This is a genomic window from Streptococcus sp. FDAARGOS_256 (genome assembly GCF_002289235.2).
GTDB lineage: Bacteria > Bacillota > Bacilli > Lactobacillales > Streptococcaceae > Streptococcus.
On record NZ_NTGM02000001.1, the window covers coordinates 1,012,381 to 1,029,482 of the forward strand.

Genomic DNA, 17,102 nt, shown 5'->3' on the forward strand with positions numbered 1-17,102 from the left:
TTATATATTGAGTCTCAGGTCACTCTTTCAAATATCAGCAATACATATGACTTTGAATAACTCGCTTCAGCTCATCGTTTTATGGGTAATTTAAAAAGTATATTTTGCAATGATTGTTTCATGCCTAATTAATAAATTATCCACTCTTTGCGCGGGTCGTATGTGTATTTTCATCGTTTGTGGAAAGGTTTTACCGTTTGCAAATTGATGGCTAAGTCGATATATTTTTTCTTCTCAAATATTTTCCAAATCATTTAATCTTTTTAAAGATAAGAATTACTTTCTAATCAATCAAAGGATACTTCAAATTTCTTCATTCTTGATAATATGAGCAATACCCTGCAAAATGTTTAAACTTTATCATTGTAAAAAATATCGAAAGAAATCCCATATTACATTAGTATATATTTGGTATGGGATGAAATTGACTTTCGAAAACATTAACGATATAATGTCTGTAAACAAGAAATAATGAGGTAACGATTATGAATAAAACAGAATTACTGTTACAAAGACTAGATGATATTGGTCAGTCTCTAAAAGATTCTAGACAAGCACTAGCTTTGCTGGCACTTGGTTCTTGCGGAGTAGAAAGAGACCGATTGGATCAATACTCAGATTTGGATTTTTTTGTTATTGTAAAAGATGGCTACAAGCAGGCCTATATCCAGGATCTAACTTGGTTAAGTAATCTAGAACCAATTGCATTTCACTACCAAAATACAGTAGACGGACATAAAGTTCTATTTGAAGATGATGTTTTTTGTGAATTTGCTGTCTTTGAAGCTCATGAACTAGTAAACATTCCCTTCGCTGAAGGCAAGATTATCTGGAAGGAGGTCGGTTTTGATGAAACAATCTGCCGGCCACAAAGATTGCCATCAAAAGAAAATAGAGACCGCGAATGGCTGTTGGGAGAAATTTTATGCAACCTATATATAGGACTAGGTCGCTATCAACGAGGGGAAAAATTGGCTGCTTATGATTTCATCCAAAACAGATCCGTCAAGCTTTGGACCGAACTAATCAATTTGGAAAAAACTTCTAAATCTGATTTTATAGATATTTTTAACAGCAACAGAAGATTTGAAAAAGGTTATCCAAACGAGGCCAAACAATTGCCTCACTTTTTGCAAGGTTACGAACGAATTTCTGAATCTGCTCAGGCACTCCTAGAATATCTTGATAAACACTATCCTCTTAACGCATTTATAAAAGAAAAAATTCGTAATTTATTATAAAAGAGACTTTCCAAAAAATGATCTAAATCCCAAAAGCTAGGTATCTTTGTCAGTTATAATGGATTAATGAAATTTTAAAACCTGTAGGGGATAATCGATGTCCTCTCCTTTCTTATGTTCAGAGTGAGAAAGATTTATTTCTTAAAGTTGCCAAAGTTATCAAATCCAAAGATATTGTATTTGATTGGTTTGGTTTAATCAGAACCTAAAAAGCACTTCTAAGGTTACTTCTTTAGTTGATCTTAGAGGTTACTTTAGTTATTGGACTGCTGGGCGCAGTATGATATAATAGAAACATGAAATTAAAAACTACTTTGGGCCTCCTAGCTGGGCATTCATCTCACTTCATCTTGAGCCGTCTTGGCCGTGGAAGTACTCTCCCAGGAAAACTTGCCCTTCAATTTGATAAAGATATTTTACAACATCTAGCTAAGAACTACGAGATTGTCGTGGTCACTGGAACCAACGGGAAAACCCTGACAACTGCCCTCACTGTCGGCATTTTAAAAGAGGTTTATGGTCAGGTTCTGACCAATCCAAGCGGTGCCAATATGATCACAGGGATTACGACAACTTTCTTGACTGCCAAATCTTCTAAAACTGGGAAAAACATTGCTGTCCTCGAAATTGACGAGGCCAGTCTATCTCGTATTTGTGACTACATCCATCCTAGCCTTTTTGTGATCACCAATATTTTCCGTGACCAGATGGACCGCTACGGTGAAATTTACACAACTTATAACATGATCTTGGATGCCATTCGTAAAGTGCCTACGGCTACAGTTCTCCTCAACGGTGACAGTCCGCTTTTCTACAAGCCAGCTATTCCAAATCCTGTTCAGTATTTTGGTTTTGACTTGGAAAAAGGACCAGCCCAACTGGCTCACTACAATACCGAAGGGATTCTCTGCCCTGACTGTCAAGGCATCCTCAAATATGAGCACAATACCTATGCCAACTTGGGTGCCTATATCTGTGAAAATTGTGGTTGCAAACGACCTGACTTGGACTACCGTCTGACAGAACTGGTTGAGTTGACCAACAATCGTTCTCGCTTTATCATCGACGGCCAAGAATACGGCATCCAAATCGGTGGACTCTATAATATCTACAATGCCCTTGCTGCAGTTGCTATTGCCCGTTTCCTTGGCGCAGATTCGCAACGGATCAAGCAAGGATTTGACAAGAGCCGTGCTGTCTTTGGACGCCAGGAAACCTTCCATATCGGTGATAAGGAATGCACCCTTGTCTTGATTAAAAATCCAGTCGGTGCAACTCAAGCCATCGAGATGATTAAACTAGCTCCTTATCCATTTAGCCTATCTGTCCTCCTCAATGCCAACTATGCAGACGGAATTGACACTAGCTGGATCTGGGATGCTGACTTTGAACAAATCACTGACATGGACATTCCTGAAATCAACGCTGGCGGTGTTCGTCATTCTGAAATCGCTCGCCGTTTACGAGTGACTGGCTATCCAGCTGATAAAATCACTGAGACAAGCAATCTGGAGCAAGTTCTCAAAACCATTGAGAACCAAGATTGTAAGCATGCCTATATCCTGGCTACCTATACTGCTATGCTTGAATTCCGCGAACTGCTGGCTAGTCGTCAGATTGTTAGAAAGGAGATGAACTAATGGTTTATACTTCACTTTCCTCAAAAGCTGGCAACTACCCTTATCAGCTCAACATCGCCCACCTCTATGGAAACCTCATGAATACCTATGGGGACAATGGAAACATCCTCATGCTCAAGTATGTGGCTGAAAAACTGGGGGCACATGTGACGGTTGACATCGTTTCTCTTCATGATAAATTTGATGAAAATCACTATGATATTGCCTTTTTCGGCGGTGGTCAAGACTTTGAACAGAGCATCATTGCAGACGACCTACCTGCTAAAAAAGAGAGCATTGACAACTACATCCAAAACGACGGAGTAGTTCTCGCTATCTGCGGTGGTTTCCAACTATTGGGGCAATATTATGTTGAGGCTTCAGGGAAACGCATCGAAGGGCTCGGTGTCATGGGCCACTACACCCTCAACCAGACCAATAATCGCTTTATCGGTGACATCAAAATTCACAATGAAGACTTCGATGAAACCTACTATGGATTTGAGAATCACCAGGGCCGTACCTTCCTCTCAGATGACCAAAAACCACTGGGATTGGTTATCTATGGAAATGGAAACAACGAAGAAAAGATCGGCGAAGGGGTTCATTACAAGAATGTCTTTGGTTCCTACTTCCACGGGCCTATCCTCTCTCGTAATGCCAATCTAGCTTATCGCTTAGTCACTACTGCTCTCAAGAAAAAATACGGACAGGACATCCAGCTCCCTGCCTATGAGGACATTCTCAGCCAAGAAATCGCTGAAGAATACAGCGACGTCAAAAGCAAGGCTGACTTTTCTTAAACTAAGGAAAACTAGACCAAAGAACTCCGTTATCTTGTCGGAGTTCTTTTTGTCTGTTCTTTTACCCTTCTCCCTTGCATTTTCTCTCTTTTTTTGCCAAAATAGAGGGGTAGAAAGAAGGTAGCATATGTCTAAATTACAACAAATCCTAACATATCTTGAATCAGAAAAACTAGACGTCGCTGTCGTATCTGACCCCGTCACAATCAATTACCTCACTGGCTTTTACAGTGATCCCCATGAACGCCAAATGTTCCTCTTTGTCCTAGCAAATCAGGAACCTCTTCTCTTCGTCCCAGCCCTTGAAGTGGAGCGTGCAAGCAGCACTGTTTCCTTCCCAGTTGTGGGCTATGTAGATTCTGAAAATCCATGGCAAAAAATGAAAGATGCTCTTCCACAGCTTGACTTCAAACGTGTCGCTGTCGAGTTTGACAATCTTATCTTGACAAAATATCATGGCTTGAAAACGGTCTTTGAAACTGCTGAGTTTGAAAACCTCACTCCTCGTATCCAACGCATGCGCCTCATCAAATCAGCTGACGAAGTTCAAAAAATGATGGTTGCAGGACTCTATGCGGACAAGGCTGTCAAGGTTGGTTTTGACAATATCTCTCTTGATAAAACAGAGACAGATATTATCGCACAAATCGACTTCGCCTTAAAACGTGAAGGCTATGAAATGAGTTTTGATACCATGGTCTTGACTGGTGATAATGCTGCAAATCCACACGGAATTCCTGGTGCAAACAAGGTCGAAAAAGACGCCCTTCTCCTCTTTGACCTCGGTGTTATGGTCAATGGCTACGCCTCAGACATGACTCGTACAGTCGCTGTCGGCAAACCAGACCAATTCAAGAAAGATATTTACAACTTGACCCTTGAAGCCCAACAAGCTGCTCTTGACTTTATCAAACCTGGTGTGACTGCTCATGAAGTAGACCGCGCTGCCCGTGAAGTCATCGAAAAAGCTGGTTACGGTGAGTACTTTAACCACCGTCTCGGTCACGGTATCGGTATGGATGTCCACGAATTCCCATCTATCATGGAAGGAAATGACATGGTCATCGAAGAAGGCATGTGCTTCTCTGTTGAACCAGGTATCTATATCCCTGGTAAAGTCGGTGTTCGTATCGAAGACTGTGGTGTTGTCACTAAGGATGGATTTGACCTCTTTACCAACACCAGCAAAGATTTGCTTTATTTTGATTAAACTTAGAGACAAGCAAAAAGTCAGCTTATTGAGCTGACTTTTTATTTTATCTTCTTGACGCTCTGAAAGACTACAAACCCCACAACCATCCCCAAGGTATTTTGCAGGAAGTTTGGAAGAATATCTGGTAAGGCTGCGGACCAGCCATTCATTAGGGTAGAACCTAGAGCATAGCCACTTACCATGACGATTGTAGCCAAGACTAAGCCCAGCCATTGCCATTTCCCTTTAAAACCTGCAAAAAATCCTTGCAAGCCATGGTTTACCAAGCTAAAGAACATCCACTGTGGAAAGCCTGATAAAAGGTCAATCAGAAAACCTGCTAGTCCTCCAACGATGGCTCCTTCTTTACTGCCAAAGTAAAAGGCTGTAAAGAAAACACCTGCATCCAAGAGAGTCAGCATTCCTGTTGGCGTTCCAATTTTCAAGTAATAGCCTAGGACCACAGAAAGGGCAGTTAAAAGGGATACAAGGGCGATTTTAGTTGTTTTGGTTTGCTTCATATTGTCTTACTCCATATTGATCTGCTTGTGCAATAGCACGGTAAACGAAAGCTTTTGAGCTCTCTACTGCTGGTAAAAGTTCATCCCCTTTAACCAAGTGACTGGCGATGCTTGAGGCAAAGGTACAACCTGCACCAGCATTTTGACCTTGAATGACAGGATTTTCTAGAACTGTAAAATTTTGTCCATCATAAAAGACATCCACAGCCTTGTCCTGACTAAGGCGATTGCCTCCCTTGATAATGACTGCTGGCGCTCCTAAATCATGCAATTTCTGCGCTGCAGCTTTCATATCTTCCAAAGTTTTGATTTCCTGACCCGCCAACAATTCTGCTTCAGGAAGATTTGGCGTAATCACACTGACATGAGGGAAAAAGAGAATCAACTCTTTACAGAGTTCACTGACAGCCACATCGTGCGTTTCCTTGCAGACCAAGACGGGATCCAATACAACAGGCACTCCTGGACGTTGCTTGATAAAGTTCAAGGCTTTCTCAGCCACACTGACAGTAGGGAGAAGACCAATCTTAATCCCTGCAAATTCCACATCACGCAAGCTATCCAATTCATGTTGAAAAACGGCATCGTCAGTTGGAAAGACTTCAAAGCCCTTTTCAGTCAAGGCCGTCAAACAAGTCACTGCTACAAAGCCATGCAAGCCGTTCAAGGTATAGGTAGCCAAATCAGCTGACAAACCACCACCACTAAAAATATCATTCCCAGAAAGGGCTAAAATACGATTATTCTTCATAACGAATCTCCTTTAAATACAAGCCATTCGGTGCCGCTGTTGGACCTGCTAGCTGCCTGTCCTTCTTCTCCAAAATCAAGTCAATCTGCTCAACTGGCATTCGATTATTTCCGATTTTGAGCAGCGTTCCCACCATATTGCGAATCTGCTTATACAAGAAACCATTCCCTGAAAAGCTAAAGGTCAAAAACTGCCCTGTCTCATCAACACTAAGACTGGCTTCTGTAATGGTTCGAACCTTGTCCTCTACACTGGTTCCAGATGCTGTAAACCCGGTAAAATCATGAGTTCCCTCTAGCTTTTTGATTGCCATCTGCATCCGCTCCACGTCGAGCGGATAGGGAAAGTGAGTAGCGTAGTGACGACGCATAGGATTTTTGGGACGTCCTCTATCCACGATAAACTCATAGGTCTTGCTGTGCTTGGCATAACGGCAATGAAAATCATCTGCCACAATCTCAATTGAAATCACATCAATATCTTCTGGAGACTGGGTATCCAGAGCAAAACGGAGTTTTTCCTCATCCATCTGATAGAGCAGGTCAAAATGAATAACCTGACCAAGAGCATGAACCCCACTATCCGTCCTACCAGCACCGTGAACAGTGATGGCTTGCCCCTTATTGAGTCTCGTTAAGGTTTTCTCAATTTCCTCTTGAACGCTCCTCGCATGAGGCTGGCGCTGAAAACCGGCAAAGCCATAACCATCATAGGAAATGATTGCTTTATATCTTGTCATAACTTCTATTTTATCAGGAAATAAAAGTGTAAACAAGTTTAAAAACCAATAATTGTCTGGGTACAAAATTCCCAGAAAGAAAAACTTAGGAAATTAATCCTAAGCTCTCTTTTGAAGTACGTACATAACAAAGATAGAAGTGACAATCAACCAACATCCTAAAATGGTGAAGACCAACATACCGTTTTGAGTCACCAAGCCAATCGCCCCAAGAATGAAAGGTGTCGTAAAGGCCCCAAAGCTACATCCTAGCACTGCAAAAGATGTTGCCTGATTAAGGAGCTTGGCTGGGATCCTTTCGGAAAGAAGCTGAAAGACAGTGGTCAAGGCCACACTGTAAGAAAAACCTGCCACAACACTTCCAACTACCATCACACCCAATGACGGAGACAAGGCAATCACAATCTGCCCCAATCCAAAGGTGATACCTGACCAAAGGAGCAACCTTTCTTTAAACAGAGAGATAAAGAAAGAAAAACTCACACCTGCCAAGATACCAATCAACTGCATGATACTTAAAACCAAGCTCGATAACTGGGCATCCCCTAGACCTCTTTCCACCATCAGACTAGGAATACGAATGGTGATAGCTGTGTTGGTGCAGACAACAACTGCTGCTTCGACAGCTAATAGAAAAATCAAGCCTTTCATCTGTCCTGTCAAACGAGTTGTTTCGGCCTCTTTTTTCTTTGTTTCTTTCTTTTCTTTCCCATAAGGGACAAAGAGCAGATAAAGGATCAATACTAAAAATCCTGCACTGTAGGCCAAGAAGGTCACTGTCCATCCCAAGGATAAGAGTTGACCTACCACTAGAGTCAAAATCGATGCCCCGACAACTTCTGCTGATCCGCGAAGACCCAACATCTGGATCCGTGTCTTTCCATGATAGCGTTCGCTAATGATGGAAATGGCCTTGGCATTAATCATTCCAACACCCAAGCCAAATAAAATCCGCATCGCAAAGACAAAGTTGTACTCCTGATACCAGAAAGGGGCAGTTCCACCGATAGAAAGGATGAGAAGTCCTAGACTAATCTGAAGTCGCTCAGGAAATAACCGCTCCAAAAACCCATTTAAAACCAGCATAATCATAATTCCAAAAGAAGGAAGACTGACCAGGAGCTCGATTTGTTCTTTGGGATAGCCTTGATAGTAGTCAAACATGGCTGGCAGAGCACTTGAGATGGAGAAGGAGGTAATCAAAACGAGGGAGAGGGCCAAAATACTAGCCCGTTCTAAATATTGTTTCATGAATTTTCTTTCTGTATATTTCTCACTGTTGATCCTTTTAAAAGGAAGATGGCAAGAAAAGAAGGAGCCCGATTGAACTAGAGACTCCGTCCTAACTTTCCTAATAGGAAGACTATTTTCGCTTGATTTGCTTGATCAGATAGAAGATGAAGCCTGCAACCATATAGGCCGCAAAAATGATCAAACACCATTTGATAACCACGTCCCAACCCTTGTTCACATTTAAAAAGAAATAAGGGAAGGGATTGTCCTTGGAATTCGGAATATTGAGTTTTAAGACCAAGCCATTAAACAAGGCAAAAATCATATAAATCAAGGGCAAGATGGTCCACAAGACTGGATCCCAGATCTTGTATTGACCCCGTTTATCGAAGAAGAGGGTGTCGGCTAAAAACCAGAGTGGAACGATATAGTGGCAAAGGAAATTTTCCACACGGTAAAAGTCTGTCGCGATCGGAGCAAGCATAAAATGGTAAATCACACAGGTAATCATGATACTCATGGTAACACCACCCTTGAGACGAAGCAAGGTCGGACTTTGCCAATTTTCACCTGAACGGCTCATCACACGGAGTAGATAACCCGTGAAAATCGTTACCAAAAGATTGGACAACACTGTGTAGTAAAGGAGCATACCAAAGCCACCGTGCTTGGTAATCTCCAAATAAACTCCTGTAAATGCCGCTAAAAACAAGAGCACACGACTATAAAAGATAAATTTATAATTCAGTTTCATGGCTAGATTTTCTTAACAAATTCTGACTTGAGTTTCATAGCTCCAAAACCATCAATCTTACAGTCGATGTTGTGGTCACCTTCTACGATACGGATATTTTTAACGCGAGTTCCTTGTTTCAAATCCTTTGGCGCACCTTTTACTTTCAAGTCCTTGATTAAGGTTACAGTATCGCCGTCAGCCAATTTATTTCCATTGGCATCGATAGCAACAACACCTTCTTCTACTTCTGCAACTTCTGCAGGATTCCACTCATAGGCACACTCTGGGCAGACCAAGAGACTTCCGTCTTCGTAGACATATTCTGAATTACATTTTGGGCAATTTGGTAAGTTGTTCATAAGTCCTCCTTAAACTAACAATTATTCTTTAAAATTCATATGTTATTGAACAGCAACTATTATACCGTAAAATCCTACTTTTGACAATGTGTCCTAAGTCCAGCAAACAAAAAAATCATGCAACTGTTTACAGTTACATGACTTTTAAAAGATGATTGGTCATGGGCACTTATCAGGTACCTCATGATAAAAGGGGTAGCAACTATATTTTACAAACCAGGAGCTTGTCCAAGTTCTGCTGCAAGCATCCAAACTGTTTTCTCAAGTTCAGCCTTAGCACCAACAAAGATATCGTTTGTAACATCATCGCCTTCTTCATCAGTCACATCCAAAGCTTTTTGGAAAAGAGCGATAAGGTAGCGATAAATCGCTAGAACACGTTCCAAGCTTTCTTCAACGTTACGGAATTCTCCTTCTTCTTCTTCGATTTCACTGTGTTGAAGGAATTCTGTCAAAGTTGAGTAAGGTTTGCCACCAAGAGTGATCAAACGTTCACTGATTTCGTCAAGATAGCCATCAAGGCTGTCCATGTATTCATCCATTTTTGGATGCCATACGAGGAAACCACGACCACGCATATACCAGTGAACTTGGTGAAGGGCAATGTGAGCCACATACAAGTCTGCTACTGCTTGGTTCAATACTTCCTTTGTTTTTGCCAATGCTACTGGCGCTGTTTTAGATAATGTTGTTACGTCTTTTACTGCTTCTTTTTTCAATTCAACCATATTGATCACCTCATAATATTATTTTTGCAACCATATTTATTGATTACTATCTCAGTATACTACTCCTAGTAGACAAAAGCAAGAAAATTAACCCATATTAAAAAAGTTGTAATTGACTGATAATTTAAGAAAAATATACAGTCTTTAAAAAAAAGACAGTCTTAGCAGACTGTCTGGAATAACTGAGATTATTTTACAAAATCAAGCAATGCCAAGAAGCTTTCAGCTTCAAGTGACGCACCACCAACAAGGGCACCGTCAACGTCTGGGCAAGCCATGTATGAAGCAACGTTTTCAGGTTTAACAGAACCACCGTATTGAACACGAACTTTGTCCGCAACTTCTTGACCGAAGTCTGCAGCTACAACGTCACGAACAACTTTACACATTTTTTGTGCATCGTCTTGTGAAGCTGATTTACCAGTACCGATAGCCCAGATTGGCTCATAAGCGATAACGGATGCAGCAACTTGTTCTGCAGTCAATCCAGCCAATGCAGCAGATACTTGAGCACCTACGAATTCAGCAGCTTTACCAGCTTCGTAAGTTTCAAGTGACTCACCACAACAGATGATTGGAAGCATACCGTTTGCAAAGATTGCTTTTGCTTTTTTGTTGATATCTTCGTCAGTTTCATGGAAGTAGTCACGACGTTCTGAGTGACCGATAACAACGTAGTCAGTACCGATTTCTTTCAAAACTTGTGGGCTAGTTTCACCAGTGAAAGCACCTGCATTTTCAAAGTAGCAGTTTTGAGCAGCAACTTTAAGGTTTGAACCTTTAGCAGCAGCAAGAACAGCTGTCAAATCAAGAGCTGGAGCTGCGATACCTGCTTCAACAAGGTCTGATGAAGGAAGTTTTGATGCAACGGCTTCAACGAATGCTTTTGCTTCTTCTGGATTTTTGTTCATTTTCCAGTTACCAGCGATAAATGGTTTACGTGACATTTCACATACCTCTTTTTTCATTTTATTCACTATTATTCTATCATATTTATAAGGAGCTTGCAAACCTTACTCTAATTTTCAAGATTTTTCAAGCGACTAATCTTGCCACAAATTCATGGCATCGAGGAAATCAGCCGAAGCCTGAACTTGTTTGGGATTGTTGACTTCTCGCTCTGCTCGTTTGGCCTCTACCTGAGTCACAGACTGAATACCTTCATGGCGCCAGTTTCGTAGGATTGCCTGAATATATTTCCAGTTTGGCTTGCCATTGAGAACGGCCTCTCGGAGAGCTTCCTTGATCAAATCCGCCTTAACTCCGTCTTCTTTGACAGTCTTAAAAAGATCTTCGATTTCAAATGGTGTTAATAAGCGTCCCAATTCCTGCTGAAAAGTTTCAACCAGATCCTTCAACTGATTCTGCGGGTTTGGGACTGTTGTAGCTGGAGTTTGGCTATCTAGTAAGCTATCCAAGCGTTCAAAAGCCAAACTAGCATCAAAAATCAGCTCAATTTCCCCATTTAGTTCAATGGTCCGATATTGTAGCAAACCATTTTCAGTCAAATTTGAAATAGATTGGTTGACATCTGCAACCTCTTTCCCAATGATTTCAGCAATCTGACTAGGCGAAACATCTCCTAGGGCTGTGGTATTTTGTAAATAGAAAAATTGCCAGACGAGAAAATCTTCGCTGGAAGGAAAGAGTTCCTTAAAATGCAAGAGCAGGGCACTTGGCAAAACCAAGTTCCCTGATTTAAAAGCGTCAAAATATGTCATAATTCCTCTTATAGATATCCAAATGCAGCCGCATCATCCTCTACCTTTCTCCAATCAAAAGGGGTTTCTTGATAAACTGCATAGTTTACCCAATTGCTGAAAAAGAGGGCAGCTGATGAAGACCAACAGAGACACGGTGTCTCATTCACATCATCATTTTTGAAGTAATTTTCTGGAATATGAGGATTAAGTCCTGCCTCACAATCACGAAAATACTCTTTTGCTAGAGTATCACGGTCATATTCTAAATGACCAAAACTATAAATCTCACGAAGATCCCGACTGGCTAAAATAGAAACGCCGACTTGTTCTCCCTCAGAGAGGATTTCCAGATTGGTTTTTCCTAATATCTCTTCCTTATAGATTTCTGTATAACGAGAATGGGGAGCTACATAGCTATCATCAAAACCACGAAAGAGAAGATGGCCCTCTTTCAAGGTATCCTGCGGGTAAATGCCTGACAATTTCTGCTCCATCTGGTGTTTATCAACTCCATAGCGAGCATAAAGACCTGCTTGGGCACCCCAGCAGATATGAAGGGTCGAATAGACATGGGTCTTGGACCACTCAAGCACCTGACTGAATTCCTCCCAATAGTCCACTTCCTCAAATGGTAAATGCTCAATCGGAGCCCCTGTGATAATCATCCCATCAAAATACTCGTCCTTGACTTCAGGAAAAGTTTTATAAAAAGTCTCCATATGCTCTGCACGAGTCGTCTTGGAACGGTGGCTCTCCATATAGAGAAAGTCTATGTCCAATTGCAAAGGAGTATTTGCTAAATGCCGTAACAACTGGGTCTCTGTGACCACTTTTTTGGGCATTAGGTTTAAAATCAAAATTTTCAAGGGACGGATATCTTGGTGGGCCGCACGTTGATCATCCATGACAAAGATATTCTCTGTCCGTAAAATCTCAACAGCTGGCAATTTTTTATCAATTCTAATCGGCATAACCTTCTCCTAACTGTACTCTTTTAGAAATAATTGAATGTGTTTGAAGTCAAATCTCAAACACTTAGTCCTTTTATTATACTGCAAGAAGATATAGTTTTCAATTATAGTTTTTCTCTAACTAGCTATAGTTTGTTTATATAGCAGATGAAGAGAAAACAGCCCCAAGGACTGTTTTTCATTAATAATGCATAAGTACCTTGTAATCGTAATCTCCGATTTTTTCACGGCCTTTAAGCTCATCAAGTTCAATCAAGAACGCACAACCGGCTACAACTCCGCCAAGTCTTTCAATCATTTCAATGGTTGCCTTGACAGTACCACCTGTCGCCAAGAGGTCATCTACGATGAGAACGCGTTGACCTGGTTTGATGGCATCCGCGTGCATGGTCAAGGTATCAATACCGTACTCTTTTTCATAGTCAGCTGAAATGACTTCACGTGGCAATTTTCCTGGTTTACGAACAGGTGCAAAGCCAATCCCCAACTCAAAGGCAACGGGACAGCCAACAATAAATCCGCGAGCCTCTGGTCCCACAATCATGTCGATTTTCTTGTCAGTTGCATACTGAACAATTTCACGAACAGCGTAGCTATAAGCATTTCCATCTGCCATCAAAGGGCTGATATCACGGAAGGTAATACCTTCCTTAGGATAATTTTCAATCGTTGCGATATAATCTTTTAAATTCATCTTTTTCTTTCTTTCAAAGTTTTTTACTCTCTATTATACCACATTTTCTGTGAAAGAAGAAGAGGAAAAGCACTATTCTCTTGCTCCATCAGGTTATTAATGGAGTTATTTTTCCTGGAGTGAACTTATCATCAAAAAAACGAGCACTTTCGCACTCGTTCTCTGATATAAACTACTGATTAAAGTGAGTTTACGTCAACCTTGATACCAACACCTTGAGTAGTTGTGATAGTCAAGTTTGTTACGTAAGTTCCTTTAGCTGTAGCTGGTTTTGCTTTTTGGATTGTTTCGTTGAAAGCTTTGAAGTTTTCAACCAATTTTTCAGCTTCAAATGATACTTTACCGATGATTGCTTGAACGTTACCCGCACGGTCAGCACGGTAAGTGATTTTACCACCTTTAGACTCTTCAACTGCTTTAGCAACATCCATTGTTACAGTACCAGTTTTAGGGTTTGGCATCAAGTTACGTGGTCCAAGGACACGTCCAAGACGTCCAACAAGAGCCATCATGTCAGGTGTAGCGATAACTACGTCGAAGTCCAACCAACCGTCGTTGATTTTTGCAACAAGGTCATCTTCACCAACAAAATCTGCACCAGCAGCTTTTGCTTCTTCAGCTTTTGCACCACGTGCGAAAACAAGAACGCGTGAAGTTTTACCAGTACCGTTTGGCAATACCATTGCTCCACGGATTTGTTGGTCAGCCTTTTTAACGTCGATGTTCAAGTTGTAAGCAACTTCTACAGTTGCGTCAAATTTTGCAAAGTTAGTTTCTTTTGCAAGTGCTACAGCTTCTTCTACACTGTATGCTTTTGTGCTGTCGATCTTTTCAAGAGCAGCACGAAGTTGTTTGCTTTTTTTAGCCATTTTCTATTCTCCTTGTAAGTGGTTCAATCGATTTTCATCTCCCACGTCACTTCTCGAAATGATGAAGTCTTGCGGGTTATATTGGGGGTGTTATTGATTAGTCAACAACAGTGAATCCCATAGAACGAGCAGTACCTTCGATCATACGCATTGCAGACTCAATGTTTGCTGCGTTCAAATCTGGCATCTTAGTTTCTGCAATTTCTTGTACTTGTGCACGAGTAACTGTAGCAACTTTAGTTTTGTTAGGTGTACCTGATCCTTTTTCAACACCTGCAGCTTTTTTCAAAAGAACAGCAGCTGGTGGTGTTTTTGTAACGAAAGTAAATGATTTGTCTTCGTATACTGAGATAACAACTGGAATGATCATACCAGCTTGGTCAGCTGTACGAGCGTTGAACTCTTTTGTGAATCCCATGATGTTGATACCAGCTTGACCAAGAGCAGGTCCAACTGGTGGAGCTGGTGTAGCTTTACCAGCAGGGATTTGCAATTTTACAAGTTTTTCGACTTTTTTAGCCATTTTTAAATCCTCCTTTGTGGTTTTGGCGGTAATTAAAGATTTTTACCTCCCACAAGTATGCTTTACACATACCTTTCCATTATACACTATTTATCTAAAAATGCAAGAGAAAAATTACTTTTTTAATCGACGTAATCTCCGCCTTCAAAGCCATAGTACTCTTCCAAACTGAGACCACTTGCAGCAATTTCTTTGGCCTCTTTTCCGACGTAGCGAAGATGCCACTCTTCCGCCATATAGCCAGTCTCTTTTTCCTTGCCTTTGAGATAGCGAACAACAAAGCCATAGTCAGCCGCATGATCCAAGAGCCACTGGGCCGCCTTTTCTTCAGTAACTAAATCTCCATCTGTCCCAATAAGGTCAAATGCAAGACCTGTTTGGTGTTCACTGTAACCTGGGCGTGCTGAGTAGCGATCTGCTGCTTCCTTACCGTCTTGATTCACATAGTCTTGATAAAGTTTGGTTTGAGTTTCATAACTTCTAAAACCACTGTAGTGATCGCTGATTGGGTAGCCAGCTGCTTGCATTGCTGCAATGAGCTTCAGCAACTCTGCTTTAGCTGTTGGATTTTCTCCTGGATTATAGTCTTTTGACAAAGGATAGTGCTTATTAGCTATGACGATTTCATCGTACTTTCCTTGAATACTATAGTAGTCTCCCTTATTGACAACTTCTGCCTTCTTCTGACTAGAGGCTTGGGATTTGCTTCCTACAGTTCCTTCAGGTTGACTAGTTTGTTCCGTTTTTTGAGTGTTTTCTTCATTTTTAGGTTTTTCTTGCGAACATGCTGCTAGGGTTACTGCCAGCAAACCAGATAAAACGATGTATCTTTTTTTCATTTTTCTTCCTCTCTTAGACCAAGTGCTTCTCTAATTCATCGGATAAGGCTTTAATCATTTGTTCCAACTCATGGGATTTCACTTGGCAATCTTCTGCCGCCATTTCTTCCCAGGGCACCCACCAGACTGGCCCACGGCCATTCAATCCATGACCCTTCATATCACCTATTCTTCGTGGAAAGAGATGCCAATGAGCGTGGGCATCACCATTTCCTAGGAGTTCAATATTCATCTTTTCAGCCTCAAATGCTTTGGCGACTGCTTCTTGGACCAAACTCATTTCCTCTAAAAAGCGAAGTTTTACAGAAGTCTCCATATGGTGGAGTTCTGTGACATGATCTTTTGCTAAAAATAAGGTATAGCCCTTAAAGTATTGGTGGTCTCCAATAACTACATATCCTGTTTCTAGTTCTTTTACAAAGTAGGGATTTTCCCCTTCCTTGATCCATTCAATTCTTTGACAAATCAAGCACATATTAGTCTACCAATGCACTCTTGAGATAGGCATCAACCATACGCTCAGTCGCTACGACCGAATCAATGTGTGTTCGTTCGTAAGAGTGACTGGATTCAATACCAGCTCCAAGGAGGGCGTGTTTGACCTCTGCTCCTGCTGACATAGCTGCTGAAGCGTCCGATCCATAAAATGGATAGATATCCAGCTTAAATGGAATACCTTGCTCTTTCGCCAAAGCTACCAAGTGTTGACGGAAGTCATAGTGATAGGGGCCTGAAGCGTCCTTGACACAGATAGACACTGTATACTCATCCGTCTGCTGGTCATCGCCCATAGCTCCCATATCTACAGCTAGATATTCCACCACTTGAGTTGGAATATTGGAGTTGGCACCGTGACCAACCTCTTCAAAGACTGAAAAGGCAAAATGAGTTGTTACTGGCAACTCAATTCCCTCCTCCTTATAAACACGAAGAAGATTGAGCAGAATTGCCGCGCTGACCTTGTCGTCCAAGTGACGAGACTTGATAAAACCAGTCTCTGTCACGACAGTTCGCGGGTCAAAGCTGATAAAATCACCGATCTCAATGCCCATGGCGCGGGTTTCTTTTTCATTGGTCACTTTTGCATCCAAACGCACTTCCATATTGTCCTGCGTACGTTCTGCAGTTCCTGCATCCTTGTAGACATGACAAGAAGTCTGATGGATGAGGATGGTCCCAGATACCGTTTTACCTGTGCTAGCCACATGAACGGTACAGTTTTCTCCCTCAATCATGTTCCAAGGAAAACCACCGATCCGGTCCAATTTGAGACGTCCATCAGGTTTGACAGCACGTACAATGGCTCCGAGTGTGTCCACATGGGCAGTTACATAGCGATGTTGTTCATCGTTTTGACCTTTGATTGTTACATTGACACCACCCTTAGCTGTTCGAATAGGCTGGTAACCAAGTTTCTCTAAAGTATAGACTAGATAGTCTGAGATCTCACGAGTAAAGCCCGTTGGAGATGCAATAGCGGTTAGTTCTTTGATATAGTTTATAGTCTGATTCATTTCTTCACCTCTTTCCTACCATTATAACATTTTTCTAGTCAGACTCCTTCTCAAAAGGAGAAAAACT

20 protein-coding genes are annotated in these 17,102 nt (G+C 41.4%); 4 read left to right on the forward strand and 16 right to left on the reverse strand.

The annotated features are described in order from the left end of the window. Window positions 1-485: 485 nt before the first annotated feature. From A6J84_RS05175 to A6J84_RS05190, 4 genes are all read left to right on the forward strand, one after another. Window positions 486-1,241 (forward strand): hypothetical protein, encoded by a 756-nt coding sequence (locus A6J84_RS05175; RefSeq protein WP_095726185.1) that lies wholly within the window; start codon window positions 486-488, stop codon window positions 1,239-1,241. A gap of 296 nt (window positions 1,242-1,537) precedes the next feature. After that, window positions 1,538-2,881, forward strand: a complete 1,344-nt coding sequence (murT, locus tag A6J84_RS05180; protein ID WP_095726186.1) for a lipid II isoglutaminyl synthase subunit MurT — start codon at window positions 1,538-1,540, stop codon at window positions 2,879-2,881. Beyond that, complete coding sequence (gene gatD / locus A6J84_RS05185) at window positions 2,881-3,663, forward strand: lipid II isoglutaminyl synthase subunit GatD (RefSeq protein WP_095726187.1); 783 nt, start codon at window positions 2,881-2,883, stop codon at window positions 3,661-3,663. Before murT ends, gatD begins: the two co-directional genes overlap by 1 nt. Before the next feature lie 127 nt (window positions 3,664-3,790). Further along, the gene (locus A6J84_RS05190; RefSeq protein ID WP_095726188.1) at window positions 3,791-4,873 is read left to right on the forward strand and encodes a M24 family metallopeptidase; all 1,083 of its coding nucleotides are present in this window, start codon (window positions 3,791-3,793) and stop codon (window positions 4,871-4,873) included. A gap of 41 nt (window positions 4,874-4,914) precedes the next feature. Here the strand turns inward: A6J84_RS05190 and A6J84_RS05195 are convergent, their stop codons facing one another. The 16 genes from A6J84_RS05195 to A6J84_RS05270 form a co-directional block, all read right to left on the reverse strand. Next, window positions 4,915-5,376, reverse strand: coding sequence for an ECF transporter S component (locus A6J84_RS05195; RefSeq protein WP_095726189.1), 462 nt, complete (start codon window positions 5,374-5,376; stop codon window positions 4,915-4,917). Then, window positions 5,354-6,127, reverse strand: a complete 774-nt coding sequence (locus tag A6J84_RS05200; RefSeq protein WP_070838041.1) for a bifunctional hydroxymethylpyrimidine kinase/phosphomethylpyrimidine kinase — start codon at window positions 6,125-6,127, stop codon at window positions 5,354-5,356. The genes A6J84_RS05195 and A6J84_RS05200 overlap by 23 nt, the downstream gene beginning before the upstream one ends. Beyond that, window positions 6,117-6,866, reverse strand: coding sequence for a tRNA pseudouridine(38-40) synthase TruA (gene truA / locus A6J84_RS05205; protein ID WP_095726190.1), 750 nt, complete (start codon window positions 6,864-6,866; stop codon window positions 6,117-6,119). Before truA ends, A6J84_RS05200 begins: the two co-directional genes overlap by 11 nt. Before the next feature lie 99 nt (window positions 6,867-6,965). After that, complete coding sequence (locus A6J84_RS05210; RefSeq protein ID WP_095726191.1) at window positions 6,966-8,117, reverse strand: MFS transporter; 1,152 nt, start codon at window positions 8,115-8,117, stop codon at window positions 6,966-6,968. A 112-nt stretch (window positions 8,118-8,229) separates the two neighbouring features. Next, the gene (locus A6J84_RS05215; RefSeq protein WP_095726192.1) at window positions 8,230-8,853 is read right to left on the reverse strand and encodes a Pr6Pr family membrane protein; all 624 of its coding nucleotides are present in this window, start codon (window positions 8,851-8,853) and stop codon (window positions 8,230-8,232) included. Window positions 8,854-8,855: 2 nt separating this feature from the next. Further along, the gene (locus A6J84_RS05220; protein WP_001061600.1) at window positions 8,856-9,194 is read right to left on the reverse strand and encodes a zinc ribbon domain-containing protein YjdM; all 339 of its coding nucleotides are present in this window, start codon (window positions 9,192-9,194) and stop codon (window positions 8,856-8,858) included. Between the two features lie 209 nt (window positions 9,195-9,403). Next, window positions 9,404-9,922: a Dps family protein gene (locus tag A6J84_RS05225; RefSeq protein WP_000229890.1), complete on the reverse strand. Its 519-nt coding sequence runs from the start codon at window positions 9,920-9,922 to the stop codon at window positions 9,404-9,406. Window positions 9,923-10,110: 188 nt separating this feature from the next. Then, complete coding sequence (gene tpiA, locus A6J84_RS05230) at window positions 10,111-10,869, reverse strand: triose-phosphate isomerase (RefSeq protein ID WP_000087891.1); 759 nt, start codon at window positions 10,867-10,869, stop codon at window positions 10,111-10,113. Between the two features lie 96 nt (window positions 10,870-10,965). Beyond that, the gene (locus A6J84_RS05235; protein ID WP_095726193.1) at window positions 10,966-11,643 is read right to left on the reverse strand and encodes a DnaD domain-containing protein; all 678 of its coding nucleotides are present in this window, start codon (window positions 11,641-11,643) and stop codon (window positions 10,966-10,968) included. An 8-nt stretch (window positions 11,644-11,651) separates the two neighbouring features. Then, window positions 11,652-12,596 carry a homoserine O-acetyltransferase MetA gene (gene metA, locus A6J84_RS05240; protein WP_001122696.1) on the reverse strand — a complete coding sequence of 315 codons (945 nt, stop codon included), beginning with the start codon at window positions 12,594-12,596 and terminating at the stop codon, window positions 11,652-11,654. 181 nt (window positions 12,597-12,777) lie between these two features. Then, on the reverse strand, window positions 12,778-13,290 hold the full coding sequence (locus tag A6J84_RS05245) for an adenine phosphoribosyltransferase (RefSeq protein WP_001049316.1): 513 nt from the start codon (window positions 13,288-13,290) through the stop codon (window positions 12,778-12,780). Window positions 13,291-13,469: 179 nt separating this feature from the next. Beyond that, window positions 13,470-14,159 carry a 50S ribosomal protein L1 gene (rplA, locus tag A6J84_RS05250; RefSeq protein WP_001085675.1) on the reverse strand — a complete coding sequence of 230 codons (690 nt, stop codon included), beginning with the start codon at window positions 14,157-14,159 and terminating at the stop codon, window positions 13,470-13,472. A 97-nt stretch (window positions 14,160-14,256) separates the two neighbouring features. Then, entirely contained in the window at window positions 14,257-14,682 is a 426-nt protein-coding gene (gene rplK / locus A6J84_RS05255; RefSeq protein WP_001085808.1) for a 50S ribosomal protein L11, read from the reverse strand. Between the two features lie 122 nt (window positions 14,683-14,804). After that, the gene (ldcB, locus tag A6J84_RS05260) at window positions 14,805-15,521 is read right to left on the reverse strand and encodes an LD-carboxypeptidase LdcB/DacB (RefSeq protein ID WP_044021158.1); all 717 of its coding nucleotides are present in this window, start codon (window positions 15,519-15,521) and stop codon (window positions 14,805-14,807) included. Window positions 15,522-15,534: 13 nt separating this feature from the next. Then, window positions 15,535-15,996, reverse strand: coding sequence for an HIT family protein (locus A6J84_RS05265; protein ID WP_000335642.1), 462 nt, complete (start codon window positions 15,994-15,996; stop codon window positions 15,535-15,537). A 1-nt stretch (window position 15,997) separates the two neighbouring features. Then, entirely contained in the window at window positions 15,998-17,035 is a 1,038-nt protein-coding gene (locus A6J84_RS05270; protein WP_084922034.1) for a M42 family metallopeptidase, read from the reverse strand. Between the last annotated feature and the right edge of the window lie 67 nt (window positions 17,036-17,102).

What these genes read in the sequence shown, in the direction of transcription:
- A6J84_RS05175 (WP_095726185.1), top strand. Translation starts at nt 486, where the DNA reads ATGAATAAAACAGAATTACTGTTACAAAGACTAGATGATATTGGTCAG.
- murT (WP_095726186.1), top strand. Translation starts at nt 1,538, where the DNA reads ATGAAATTAAAAACTACTTTGGGCCTCCTAGCTGGGCATTCATCTCAC.
- gatD (WP_095726187.1), top strand. Translation starts at nt 2,881, where the DNA reads ATGGTTTATACTTCACTTTCCTCAAAAGCTGGCAACTACCCTTATCAG.
- A6J84_RS05190 (WP_095726188.1), top strand. Translation starts at nt 3,791, where the DNA reads ATGTCTAAATTACAACAAATCCTAACATATCTTGAATCAGAAAAACTA.
- A6J84_RS05195 (WP_095726189.1), bottom strand. Translation starts at nt 5,376, where the DNA reads ATGAAGCAAACCAAAACAACTAAAATCGCCCTTGTATCCCTTTTAACT.
- A6J84_RS05200 (WP_070838041.1), bottom strand. Translation starts at nt 6,127, where the DNA reads ATGAAGAATAATCGTATTTTAGCCCTTTCTGGGAATGATATTTTTAGT.
- truA (WP_095726190.1), bottom strand. Translation starts at nt 6,866, where the DNA reads ATGACAAGATATAAAGCAATCATTTCCTATGATGGTTATGGCTTTGCC.
- A6J84_RS05210 (WP_095726191.1), bottom strand. Translation starts at nt 8,117, where the DNA reads ATGAAACAATATTTAGAACGGGCTAGTATTTTGGCCCTCTCCCTCGTT.
- A6J84_RS05215 (WP_095726192.1), bottom strand. Translation starts at nt 8,853, where the DNA reads ATGAAACTGAATTATAAATTTATCTTTTATAGTCGTGTGCTCTTGTTT.
- A6J84_RS05220 (WP_001061600.1), bottom strand. Translation starts at nt 9,194, where the DNA reads ATGAACAACTTACCAAATTGCCCAAAATGTAATTCAGAATATGTCTAC.
- A6J84_RS05225 (WP_000229890.1), bottom strand. Translation starts at nt 9,922, where the DNA reads ATGGTTGAATTGAAAAAAGAAGCAGTAAAAGACGTAACAACATTATCT.
- tpiA (WP_000087891.1), bottom strand. Translation starts at nt 10,869, where the DNA reads ATGTCACGTAAACCATTTATCGCTGGTAACTGGAAAATGAACAAAAAT.
- A6J84_RS05235 (WP_095726193.1), bottom strand. Translation starts at nt 11,643, where the DNA reads ATGACATATTTTGACGCTTTTAAATCAGGGAACTTGGTTTTGCCAAGT.
- metA (WP_001122696.1), bottom strand. Translation starts at nt 12,596, where the DNA reads ATGCCGATTAGAATTGATAAAAAATTGCCAGCTGTTGAGATTTTACGG.
- A6J84_RS05245 (WP_001049316.1), bottom strand. Translation starts at nt 13,290, where the DNA reads ATGAATTTAAAAGATTATATCGCAACGATTGAAAATTATCCTAAGGAA.
- rplA (WP_001085675.1), bottom strand. Translation starts at nt 14,159, where the DNA reads ATGGCTAAAAAAAGCAAACAACTTCGTGCTGCTCTTGAAAAGATCGAC.
- rplK (WP_001085808.1), bottom strand. Translation starts at nt 14,682, where the DNA reads ATGGCTAAAAAAGTCGAAAAACTTGTAAAATTGCAAATCCCTGCTGGT.
- ldcB (WP_044021158.1), bottom strand. Translation starts at nt 15,521, where the DNA reads ATGAAAAAAAGATACATCGTTTTATCTGGTTTGCTGGCAGTAACCCTA.
- A6J84_RS05265 (WP_000335642.1), bottom strand. Translation starts at nt 15,996, where the DNA reads ATGTGCTTGATTTGTCAAAGAATTGAATGGATCAAGGAAGGGGAAAAT.
- A6J84_RS05270 (WP_084922034.1), bottom strand. Translation starts at nt 17,035, where the DNA reads ATGAATCAGACTATAAACTATATCAAAGAACTAACCGCTATTGCATCT.